The following is a 10,855-nucleotide window of genomic DNA, read 5'->3' on the forward strand; positions in this document are numbered from 1 at the left end:
ACTCTATCCAATCTACGGATTTACTAACCGATAACAAGCAATTTCACGATAAATCTCAGCAGATCTTGAGTGAGATCACATTCATTTTTCATCATAAAAACCCCGAACAAAATAATGATCTGAATCACATTTTTTTATGCTTAAAGCGGTAATCTGAACTCAACCCATGAGGGATGCAACAGAGGAAAAACACTTATGACAATGAATATCACTGGCAAAAACATCGAAATCACCTCTGCAATCCGAGCTCATATTGAGAGCAAGTTTAAAAAACTGGAGAAATGGCAAGTAGACCTAATTGGTTGCCAAGCAACTTTCAGTGAGGAACCAAACAAACAGAAGAAATTCGAAGCGGTTATTAAAGTTCCTAAAGGCCAGCTCATTGCCTCAGCAACTCACGAAGATCTTTACGCAGCTATCAACGAAGTGGAGCAAAAACTAGAACGACAATTGAACAAGCTGACCCACAAACCTGAAGCTCGACGTGCAAATAAGCCTGAGCTAGTGGAAGAAGAAGAGTAAACTGACCAGATTGAGGAAATAGCGCCGAAAGGCGCTATTTTTTTGCTTGACGCTCTCCCCCGCCTTGCTTATTGTGTTTAAACACTCATAAATTAAGCACTATTTATGCATTTAACCTCACTGTTTATTTTTGACTTCTTTTTCCTCCCATAGTCGGAGGGGCGAACTCGTTTGTGAAAGAAAAGTCAAAAACAAACAGAAAGCCTCCCAAATCGGGAGGCTTTTTTATAAGGAAAGAATTGATGACTGACCAACCTATTTCCCTCGAAGAAATTCGTTTGCGCTTGAATGAGTTGGATGACCAACTCCTCAGCTTATTGTCTGAGCGCCGTAAACTCAGCATTGAAGTAGCCAAAAGCAAAGTACAAACCTCAAAACCCGTTCGTGATGCCGTTCGAGAACAACAACTATTAGTTAAGCTGATTTCTAATGGCCGAGATAAATACGAGCTCGACGCGCAGTACATCACTAAACTTTTCCATACCATCATTGAAGACTCTGTGCTTCTTCAGCAAAGTTACCTGCAAAACCTCGTTAACCCGCAACAAAGTCGTAAGCCACTTGCTCGCGTCGCTTTCTTAGGAGCCAAAGGCTCTTACTCGCACTTGGCAAGCCGCGAATACTTCAGCCGTAAAAATACAGAGCTTATCGAGCTCAACTGCGAACACTTCAAAGAAGTGACTCAAACAGTAGAATCGGGCCATGCTGATTATGGTGTTCTGCCAATCGAAAACACCAGTTCAGGCTCTATTAATGAAGTGTACGACCTACTACAACACACGACGCTGTACATCGTTGGAGAGCTAACTCAACCAATCGAGCACTGCTTGGTTGCGAAAAAAGACATTCGTCTGGAAAACATTAAAACGCTGTATTCACATCCTCAGCCACACCAACAGTGCAGTGAGTTTTTAAGCCGTATGAAAGGTGTAAAACTGGAGTCTTGCGCCAGCACGGCAGATGCAATGCAGAAAGTTCAAGAGATGGATCGTGATGATGTTGCTGCAATTGGTAATGCATCAAGCGGTAAGCTATACGGCTTGCAAGCAATTCAAGGCAACATCGCAAACCAAACTGAGAACCATACTCGTTTTATCGTGGTTGCTCGCAAACCAGTTGAGGTTTCAACTCAGATTCCAGCAAAAACCACCTTGATCATGTCGACCTCCCAAGAGGCTGGCTCATTGGTTGAAACACTATTAGTACTGCAACGTTACGGCATCAATATGACCAAGCTAGAATCACGTCCAATTATGGGGAACCCATGGGAAGAGATGTTCTACGTAGACTTGGAATCTCATCTTGCTTCGACAGAAATGCAACAGGCACTAGAAGAGCTAACGAAAATCACTAAACACTTGAAAGTATTAGGGTGTTACCCTAGTGAGAACGTAAAGCCTACCCAAGTAAAATTGAGTTAATAGACACCAGTGAGTAAAAAGATCATGGCAACCCAAAAAGTCGTAATCGCATCGCTAAACCCAGCTAAAATTAATGCCGTTCAAAGTGCATTTAACAGTGCATTTCCGCACCAAGAGTTCAACTTCGTTGGCGTCAGTGTACCTAGTGAAGTCGCAGATCAACCTATGACTGATGAAGAGACTCATCGCGGTGCACTAAACCGCGTTAAAAACGCAAAAGTAGAGATGCCAAACGCGGATTACTATGTCGGACTTGAAGCGGGAATTGAAACAAACGTGACGTTTGCGTGGATGGTGATTGAGTCGAATACTCACCGTGGTGAATCTCGCTCTGCGAGCTTAATGCTGCCGCCTAAAGTATTGGAAAAACTCGAGCATGCGAATGAGCTGGGAGATGTCATGGATGAGGTGTTTGGTACCGAGAACATCAAACAGAAAGGTGGTGCCATCAGCCTGCTCACCCAAAACCAGCTGACTCGAAGTTCGGTTTACCATCAAGCCTTGATTCTGGCTCTGATTCCATTCACAAACCCTGAGCACTTCCCTTCAAATTTATAACGCTCACCCCATTCGTTAGGTACGAAAAAGGGCGGATATTTCCGCCCTTTTTAACACGTTATCTTAACCACTTATGATACTAATACCTAAAGGCGAATTGGAATCACTGGCTACTTAGATACCGCAACTTGCTCTAACAAAACCTTGAGTTTGTCTTTCTCTTCATCAGATTTAGACTTTAACTCGTTAGAGCCACGAGTAATAGTGGCAATACCCACGCCAAGCATCTGGCTGATCTGGCGTTGAGATAATTCTCCTTTAAGAAGCTCGTTAATAATATTAACGCGTGATATTAATGATTCTCTCTCATCACGTGACATCAGCATGGTTAACAGCATTTCATCTTGCTCACTGTCCATGCTAGTTCGAATTAGCTCAATAATCTGTTGCCAGTCTTTGTACTCGGGTTCGTGCGACATCAAGTTACCTCACTCAATACTTGGTATTGATCTCATGTTGATTCAAGAACGCGCCATCGATACCCAAAAGATCACGGTAATATGTTTCAAACATCAGGATGTTTTGTACATAACCGCGTGTCTCTCTAAATGGAATTGCCTCAATAAAGGCATAAGCATCCACTTTTCCTTGGGTACGCTCTCGCCACGTTTTTACTCTGTTAGGACCTGCATTATAAGCAGCAAGAGCAAAAATACGATTATTATCGTAATCCTCTAATAAGCCTTGCAAATAATGGCTACCAATTTCGATATTTTTGCCCACATTGTAGAGATCCTGCGTACCTTGATAACTCAACTTATATTTACGTGCCGTGTACTTTGCTGTAGCGGGCATGATCTGCATAAGACCACGAGCACCAACTGGAGAACGGGCTTCGACATCCAACGCACTTTCCTGTCGAGCTAGGGACATCATCGTCACGGGATCTATGTTGTGTTTTTTTGCATAAAAGTTAAACCACCAGCGATGCGCAATCGGGAACCTCAGTTCGATATTATCCCACATCTGCGCTTGAATACTCGCGGTCACCGTTAGGTTATGCCAACGCTTAGAAGACGCATAAGCCGCCAGCATCGCCTTTTCATCTTTCCCTACGCGGCGCAATAAATGTGCCCATTCACTTTTCGCTGCTGCAATTTTATCCGTCGCGATCAACTCTTCAATACGAACTAACGAGTCTTGATAGGGTTGAACCACTCGCTTATCAAACTTAACCGTATGCGTAGGGTATTTGATTGATTGTCCAATCGCATTAGCGGCTGCCACACTATAAAAGTTTCGCTGCCCGACCAAAGTCGCTAAACGCTGTTTCCCTGCGATGTCATCACCTAACGCAATTTCACTTCGTCCAAGCCAGTATTGCCAGCGAAGCGACGCTTGTTCTTCTTTATTGAGAACGGCAATCCACTCTTGTACGCCCTTCCAATCCGCGTTCTGAATCGCTAAGCGAATGCGAGTTTCAATGAGCGGTAAGTACTGGCTGGTTTTCGTTTTATCATCGCGCCACTTAGCTAGTGACTCAGACTCAGTACGGGTCAATCGAAATGCGATATAGTCAGCCAGGGCTTGCGCCTTTTCTGGAGAAAACTTCTGCCCTTTAATGACGGCATCATACGCACTCTGCGCTTGACTGGTATTCATGCGAGCTAGCTTTTCCAACGCATATTCGCTTTGCGCTCGATTAAAATCATTAGCCGGTTTTTTCTTCGCGAACTCCGCAACGCTTGAAGGGTTATCAAACAACGCCTTCATTTCTTTCGCTTGTTGCCTTGCCTGCGAGGATTTAGGCAATTTAAGTAAGTAACTCATCAAACTGCCATTACGTGCATCAAACGCCAGTAGCATACGCTGGAGAATTAATCCATCAGTACGTTCACCGGCCTTGTCCCATGCTGCGAATAATGGATCGCACTCATCGGCAATACTTCTGCCACGCAACCACATATGCTCAGCTCCTTTAAACGCGGCGACTTTCTTACCTTGCTCTAACTGAGCCACGTAGAAAATACATTGGTAACGCTCGCCACTTGGAATGACTTTTTGAAACTCAGTAATGGTTTTCCAATCTTTTTGCTTATAAAGATGGTTGAGGTATGGAGCGCGCACACGACGAGAAAAAGGAAACGACTCGTGCTCCGAAATAAATTCGTTCACCTGCTGTGGCGACTTTTCCGGTAACTGTCTAATAAATGTTCGGTAGTCCACATAAGGCGTCAGTGGATAGTCAGAAATTTTAGGACGGATCGAAAGGTATCCGTCGATGTCATTTTTATCTAATAAATCTTGAGCTTGCTCATAAACTTCACGCTGCTTTTCCAAGCTCAGCGCGGCATTAGCACTCAAACTCATCGCACACAGCGCGGCTGCACAGCATACGTTTTTAGCCAATTCAGATACGTTGAATCTCATTTGTGTCATTTTCCCCAGACATATACTGCCCCAAAGCCTCGTTTTGTTAGCGTTCATGTGATGTTAAGGCAATTTTCACACATGCATCTATTTACACAGAATGCAGATGTCCATGTAAAGCAACTTAGTGTATTAAAAATTGTACTCGTGAAACTTTTAAGACGATGGAGACAAGGAGTTCCTAACTTGTGCAGAAAGCACTTCGTCATTTATAACGAATAACAAAAGTGTATACCCTAACCGTGTAAGTTTCCGGTCAGCTCAAAATAAGAAATCCATTCGAAAGGGAAATTCTTGCAATGCGGTAACAAAAACAAAGCACTTGGTATAAAATGATGGGTTTGAATGACAGTTAATTTAGGAACGATCGGCAATGGCTGAATACGTATATACCATGTCGCGGGTGAGCAAGATTGTGCCACCTAAGCGTCAAATTCTTAAAGACATCTCTCTGAGCTTCTTCCCTGGTGCGAAAATCGGTGTTTTAGGTCTGAACGGTGCAGGTAAATCCACACTGCTACGTATCATGGCAGGTATCGACACGGATATCGACGGTGAAGCGCGTCCACAACCTGGTCTAAACGTAGGCTACCTACCCCAGGAGCCTGTATTAGACGAATCAAAAACCGTTCGTGAAGTTGTTGAAGAAGCGGTTGCTGACGTTGCTGACGCACTGAAACGTTTGGATGCGGTCTATGCGGCTTACGCAGAACCAGATGCAGACTTCGACGCACTTGCAAAAGAGCAAGGCGAACTTGAAGCTCTGATCCAAGCGAAAGATGGTCACAACCTAGAAAACGCACTTGAGCGAGCAGCAAACGCACTTCGTTTACCTGAATGGGACCAAAAAATTGCGCACCTATCAGGTGGTGAACGCCGCCGTGTCGCTATTTGTCGCCTGCTACTTTCTAAGCCAGACATGCTGCTGCTTGATGAGCCTACCAACCACCTAGATGCAGAATCTGTTGCTTGGCTAGAACGCTTCTTAGTGGATTACACAGGTACTGTAGTCGCTATCACCCACGACCGTTACTTCCTAGATAACGCCGCGGGTTGGATCTTAGAGCTTGACCGTGGTGAAGGTATCCCATGGGAAGGTAACTACACTTCATGGTTGGAGCAAAAAGACGCTCGTCTACAACAAGAAGCATCTCAAGAAAGTGCTCGTCAAAAAACCATCGAGAAAGAACTTGAGTGGGTACGTAAAAACCCTAAAGGTCGTCAAGCGAAATCAAAAGCACGTATGGCACGCTTTGAAGAACTGCAAAGCTCTGATCACCAAAAACGTAACGAAACCAATGAACTGTTTATCCCGCCAGGTGAGCGCCTAGGTGATAAAGTTATTGAAGTGAAGAACCTAACGAAGTCATTTGACGGCCGTGTTCTAATTGATGACCTATCATTCAGCATCCCTAAAGGTGCGATTGTTGGTATCATCGGTGCGAACGGCGCAGGTAAATCGACCCTATTCAAGATGTTAAGTGGTACTGAACAACCAGATTCAGGCACAATTGAAATGGGCGATACTGTGAAACTTGCATCGGTCGATCAGTTCCGTGACAGCATGGACGATTCTAAAACCGTATTCCAAGAAATTTCTGAAGGTGCTGATATCATTAAGATCAACAACTTCGAAATCCCTGCTCGCGCGTACTGTTCACGCTTTAACTTTAAAGGCAGCGACCAACAAAAAATCATTGGTGAGCTATCAGGTGGTGAGCGTAACCGTGTCCACCTTGCGAAACTGCTTAAAGCGGGCGGTAACGTGTTACTACTCGACGAACCGACCAACGACCTTGACGTGGAAACACTGCGTGCTCTAGAAGAAGCACTACTAGAGTTCCCTGGTTGTGCAATGGTTATCTCGCACGACCGTTGGTTCCTTGACCGTATCGCGACCCACATCATTGACTACCGTGACGAAGGCCAAGTTAACTTCTACGAAGGTAACTACACCGAGTACATGGACTGGTTGAAGAAAACGTTGGGCCCTGAAGCCGCAGAACCACACCGCATCAAATACAAGCGTATTGCGAAGTAATCGCAACCCGCAAAGTTTGATTGTAATTTGTACAAAGGCCGCTATCATAGCGGCCTTTGTTTTCTTTGTTATAAAAAAGAGCTCATTAGCCCGTCTCGTTCGTTAAGAACATGACATTGCACTTACGTCACTCTGTAGCGACCTCGACACTTTTCAAACAGCAATCGAACATTTTTTGTTCACATTGATATACTATTCAATTCTGTTTGAAGACATGACGAGAAAATGCACATGGCAGAGAGACGACGCTTTTCACGCATTCTCCATCAAGCGCGAGCGAAGGTAGAACAACGTGACTTGGCAATTGAAGCTAGGGTTCAAGATCTTTCCTTACATGGTTTACTCATGAAAGTGGAAGAGACTGAGGCTTTGGATCCAGCCCTTCCAGCCCATGTTACTTTTTCATTTGATCAATCCGAACAAGTGATTACGTTAAAAGCGCAAATTGTGGATGTTTCTAAGTGTGAGATTAGGTTAAAGATCATCAAGATAGACATCGAGAGCATTAGCCAACTAAAACGATTTATAGAATTGAATGTAGGCAATAACGACCTTCTGAACCGAGAGTTAGAACATCTCTCTGATTTAGGAGAAAAATAAATGAACGCCTATTTAAGTAACAATAACTATGTCTAAAAAAATCATCATGCAGATCCCGACGAAAGACGGCGATCAGCAGTTCTATTTGGGCCGCAGTTCGGTCCTAGCAGTATTTGCTTCGGTATTGGCATTACCCGCCGTCGTTGGTGGCGCGTGGTATCTCAATCAACAGCAGATACACAATAAAGACGAACTAACACAAACCATCGCCAAACTAGAAAGTGAAAAGGCCGAAATCACCGCGCTTTATGAAGAGCAGCTTGATACCAACCACTCGCTTTCTCAGTCATTGACCGATAAAAACAATCAAATTCAGCTATTAGGAAAACGGGTATTCGATGTCGAATCGGTTCTAGGTCTCGCTGACGAAGAGCTGATGATCGATGAAAACAACATGGCGTTAGAAGAGCGAATTGATGCAGCAGCTATCGATTCCGCGGTTCGAGCAACCATGTTTCGTTTGATTCCAAATGATAGCCCAGTGACATACCAACGTATTTCTTCTTCCTACGGCAGTCGCATTAATCCTATTTCAGGTAAACGACACGTTCATACTGGTATCGATCTTACCTGTAAACGAGGAGAAGAAATCCTCGCACCTGCAGACGGAGTGGTAGAAACCGTTCGCCCGAGTAATCGTGGCTATGGCAACTATGTCACTATTCGTCACTCATTTGGCTTTATGAGCTCCTTTGCTCACTTACAACGCTTTAAAGTGAAAAGCGGCCAATTTGTCAGTAAAGGCGATGTGATTGCTCAATGTGGTAGTTCAGGTAATTCCACTGGCCCGCACCTGCATTATGAGGTGCGCTTTCTCGGGCGAGCACTCAACCCTCAATACTTGATGGAGTGGACGCCAGAAAACTTCAATTATGTATTTGAAAAAGAGAAAAAAGTGAAATGGGGCCCTTTAGTTCAATTGATTGATAATGTCGTGCGTCTGCAAGTCAATTTAACCAACTCCCCCTATCGCGACACCAGTATCAATACAGTATCAAGTGAAGATACCAGCAATACCGCGACTAACTGATTTATCTCTCGACACAAAAAAGAGCAGCGTAAGCTGCTCTTTTCGTTTCGGGCTCCACACGGATAGATAACCCGCGATTAACCGCGATGAATATTATCATTCGCCTGTTTGAGTAAGTTTTGGCTCTCATTCATAAATTGTTGTGAATAATCACCAAACCACTCACTCACCTGCTCAAAGCTTTCGACAAATTTGGCTTTATCTTTGCTATCCAAAATCGCAAGTGCCTCGCCGAAGCGTTGGTGGAATCGTTTAATCATGTCGATGTTTTCTTGCGATGAGAGAATGATGTCACCGTAGAGGTTTGGATCCTGACCAAACAGACGCCCTACCATCGCCAACTCCAAGCGGTAGATTGGTGAGCTCAACTTTAACAGTTGCTCAATGTTCGGTTTCTCTTTGCTAAGGTGCATACCGTAAGCAAACGACGTGAAGTGGCGCAGCGCCTGAATCAACGTCATGCCATGATCGTGCTCTTGTGCATCGATTTGGCACAAGCTTGCGCCCCATATCCCAAACTGTTGCAATAGCCATTGGTAATGCTCGTGACCACGGCCATCACAGTACACAATAACCTGCTTGGCAAGGCTCGGAACATCTGGGCCAAACATTGGGTGCAAACCAACCACAGGACCTTGGTGCACATTCAACATTGCTTGCAGAGGCTTCGACTTGATAGAAGTCAGGTCACACAGAATGCAGTCTTGCGGCAAGTTCCCCAGTTTTTCGATCACCCCTTCCGTTAGATGAATCGGCACCGTGACCACGACTAAACCCGCGTTGTCTAGAATCTCATCCGCATGATCCCAGTCTTTACTGCCGAGAACTTTGACCTGATAGCCCGACAATTTGAACATACGCCCAAACAGGCCACCCAATTGACCATTACCACCAATAATAACAACTGAGCGTAAATCAGGGTTCAAACACTTAAAACCGGAATCTTTTTCACTGGCATAAGACTCACGCATGGTACGACGCAGAATATCTTCAATAAGCTGTGGAGGAATTCCCATTTTCTCAGCTTCTGCTCGGCGAGAAGCCAGCATCGCCGCTTCACGATCAGGGGCATAAATAGGCAAACCATGTTCGCTTTTTACTTCCCCAACTTTCTCTACGAGCGCCAAACGCTGAGCTAATAGCTCCAACATTTGCTTGTCGACTGCATCAATCTGATCGCGCAATGCGTTAAGTTCAACTGCCATTGATGTTCCTTAAATCCTGTATTAATTAGCCTTTAGACGATTTTCTAAGAAAGGCACTAGCTCTTCATGTGCATGACGTAATAGTGCCTCAGTTGAATCCCAATTGATACATGCGTCAGTGATAGATACACCGTATTTCATCTCTTCAAGAGCTAAGTCAGAAGATTGATTTCCTTCATTGATATGGCTTTCAATCATAAGGCCGATAATAGATTTATTGCCTTCACGGATTTGATGAATCACATCCTCCGCGACTAATGGCTGGCGACGGTAATCTTTACGTGAGTTGGCGTGACTACAGTCCACCATTAGTGATGCATCAAGACCAGACTTAGCCATTTCTTGCTCACACTCAGTAACTGATACTGAGTCGTAGTTAGTTTGCTTGCCACCACGTAAGATCACATGCCCATTAGCATTACCCTGAGTGGTCAAGAGCGCTACTTGTCCCTCACGGTTGATCCCCATAAAACGGTGGCTAGAAGACGCAGCTTGCATCGCATTGATTGCAGTTGCCAAACTACCATCCGTGCCATTTTTAAAACCGATTGGCATAGACAGGCCACTTGCCATTTCACGGTGAGTTTGTGACTCCGTAGTACGTGCGCCGATCGCAGCCCAACTAAAAGTATCCGCCAAGTATTGTGGGCTAATTGGGTCCAGAGCTTCAGTCGCGAGCGGGATTTCCATCTCTGCCAATTCCACTAGTAGTTCGCGTCCAACATGCAGACCATGTTCAATATCGAAGCTGCCATCGAGGTGCGGATCGTTAATCAGTCCTTTCCAGCCGACCGTGGTGCGTGGTTTTTCAAAGTAAACACGCATAACAATATACAGTTGGTCACTTAGTTGTTCAGAGAGCGCCTTAAGACGTTTTGCGTAATCCTTCGCCGCTTCCACGTCGTGGATAGAACATGGACCACATACAACCAGCAGGCGATGATCCTTTTTATGAATAATATTAGCGATAGTTTGGCGAGACTCTTGAATAAAGCGGCGCGCTTTTTCACTCAAAGGAAGCTTGGTTTTTAGCTCCTCTGGGGTAATAAGAACCTGCTCTTCGCTAATATTAATATTGCTCAACTCACTTTTCTGCATAACTCTAACC

Annotated in this window: 10 protein-coding genes and 1 other annotated feature; of the genes, 6 read left to right on the forward strand and 4 right to left on the reverse strand. The window is 44.7% G+C overall.

Going from position 1 to position 10,855, the window contains the following annotated elements:
* The first annotated feature begins 195 nt into the window (after positions 1–195).
* The 3 genes from hpf to yjjX all read left to right on the forward strand — a co-directional run bounded on the left by hpf (position 196) and on the right by yjjX (position 2,501).
* The gene (hpf, locus tag CAG69_RS18140; protein WP_005397484.1) at positions 196–522 is read left to right on the forward strand and encodes a ribosome hibernation-promoting factor, HPF/YfiA family; all 327 of its coding nucleotides are present in this window, start codon (positions 196–198) and stop codon (positions 520–522) included.
* Positions 523–630: 108 nt separating this feature from the next.
* Positions 631–752 (forward strand) — a sequence feature (Phe leader region).
* A 12-nt stretch (positions 753–764) separates the two neighbouring features.
* Positions 765–1,943: a prephenate dehydratase gene (gene pheA / locus CAG69_RS18145; protein ID WP_005397485.1), complete on the forward strand. Its 1,179-nt coding sequence runs from the start codon at positions 765–767 to the stop codon at positions 1,941–1,943.
* Positions 1,944–1,967: 24 nt separating this feature from the next.
* The gene (yjjX, locus tag CAG69_RS18150) at positions 1,968–2,501 is read left to right on the forward strand and encodes an inosine/xanthosine triphosphatase (protein ID WP_005397487.1); all 534 of its coding nucleotides are present in this window, start codon (positions 1,968–1,970) and stop codon (positions 2,499–2,501) included.
* 110 nt (positions 2,502–2,611) lie between these two features.
* On the opposite strand, the gene trpR is transcribed toward yjjX, so the two are convergent.
* Together trpR and sltY are read right to left on the reverse strand one after the other, a co-directional pair.
* On the reverse strand, positions 2,612–2,920 hold the full coding sequence (gene trpR / locus CAG69_RS18155) for a trp operon repressor (protein WP_161445506.1): 309 nt from the start codon (positions 2,918–2,920) through the stop codon (positions 2,612–2,614).
* Between the two features lie 13 nt (positions 2,921–2,933).
* Positions 2,934–4,880 (reverse strand): murein transglycosylase, encoded by a 1,947-nt coding sequence (gene sltY, locus CAG69_RS18160; RefSeq protein ID WP_161445508.1) that lies wholly within the window; start codon positions 4,878–4,880, stop codon positions 2,934–2,936.
* Between the two features lie 364 nt (positions 4,881–5,244).
* Between sltY and ettA the strand changes: the two genes are divergently transcribed.
* The 3 genes from ettA (at position 5,245) to CAG69_RS18175 (ending at position 8,542) form a co-directional block, all read left to right on the forward strand.
* Entirely contained in the window at positions 5,245–6,912 is a 1,668-nt protein-coding gene (ettA, locus tag CAG69_RS18165) for an energy-dependent translational throttle protein EttA (RefSeq protein ID WP_005381894.1), read from the forward strand.
* A 231-nt stretch (positions 6,913–7,143) separates the two neighbouring features.
* Entirely contained in the window at positions 7,144–7,512 is a 369-nt protein-coding gene (locus CAG69_RS18170; protein WP_161445510.1) for a PilZ domain-containing protein, read from the forward strand.
* A gap of 28 nt (positions 7,513–7,540) precedes the next feature.
* Positions 7,541–8,542, forward strand: coding sequence for a M23 family metallopeptidase (locus CAG69_RS18175; RefSeq protein WP_005397491.1), 1,002 nt, complete (start codon positions 7,541–7,543; stop codon positions 8,540–8,542).
* Positions 8,543–8,619: 77 nt separating this feature from the next.
* Here CAG69_RS18175 and tyrA read toward each other — a convergent pair whose 3' ends face one another.
* Positions 8,620–9,747, reverse strand: a complete 1,128-nt coding sequence (tyrA, locus tag CAG69_RS18180) for a bifunctional chorismate mutase/prephenate dehydrogenase (protein ID WP_161445512.1) — start codon at positions 9,745–9,747, stop codon at positions 8,620–8,622.
* A gap of 21 nt (positions 9,748–9,768) precedes the next feature.
* Positions 9,769–10,845 (reverse strand): 3-deoxy-7-phosphoheptulonate synthase, encoded by a 1,077-nt coding sequence (locus CAG69_RS18185; RefSeq protein WP_005397501.1) that lies wholly within the window; start codon positions 10,843–10,845, stop codon positions 9,769–9,771.
* Positions 10,846–10,855: the final 10 nt, after the last annotated feature.

It is taken from the genome of Vibrio sp. V43_P6S15P86 (assembly GCF_009904725.1).
GTDB classification, from domain to species: domain Bacteria; phylum Pseudomonadota; class Gammaproteobacteria; order Enterobacterales; family Vibrionaceae; genus Vibrio; species Vibrio diabolicus.

What these genes read in the sequence shown, in the direction of transcription:
- hpf (WP_005397484.1), top strand. Translation starts at nt 196, where the DNA reads ATGACAATGAATATCACTGGCAAAAACATCGAAATCACCTCTGCAATC.
- pheA (WP_005397485.1), top strand. Translation starts at nt 765, where the DNA reads ATGACTGACCAACCTATTTCCCTCGAAGAAATTCGTTTGCGCTTGAAT.
- yjjX (WP_005397487.1), top strand. Translation starts at nt 1,968, where the DNA reads ATGGCAACCCAAAAAGTCGTAATCGCATCGCTAAACCCAGCTAAAATT.
- trpR (WP_161445506.1), bottom strand. Translation starts at nt 2,920, where the DNA reads ATGTCGCACGAACCCGAGTACAAAGACTGGCAACAGATTATTGAGCTA.
- sltY (WP_161445508.1), bottom strand. Translation starts at nt 4,880, where the DNA reads ATGACACAAATGAGATTCAACGTATCTGAATTGGCTAAAAACGTATGC.
- ettA (WP_005381894.1), top strand. Translation starts at nt 5,245, where the DNA reads ATGGCTGAATACGTATATACCATGTCGCGGGTGAGCAAGATTGTGCCA.
- CAG69_RS18170 (WP_161445510.1), top strand. Translation starts at nt 7,144, where the DNA reads ATGGCAGAGAGACGACGCTTTTCACGCATTCTCCATCAAGCGCGAGCG.
- CAG69_RS18175 (WP_005397491.1), top strand. Translation starts at nt 7,541, where the DNA reads ATGTCTAAAAAAATCATCATGCAGATCCCGACGAAAGACGGCGATCAG.
- tyrA (WP_161445512.1), bottom strand. Translation starts at nt 9,747, where the DNA reads ATGGCAGTTGAACTTAACGCATTGCGCGATCAGATTGATGCAGTCGAC.
- CAG69_RS18185 (WP_005397501.1), bottom strand. Translation starts at nt 10,845, where the DNA reads ATGCAGAAAAGTGAGTTGAGCAATATTAATATTAGCGAAGAGCAGGTT.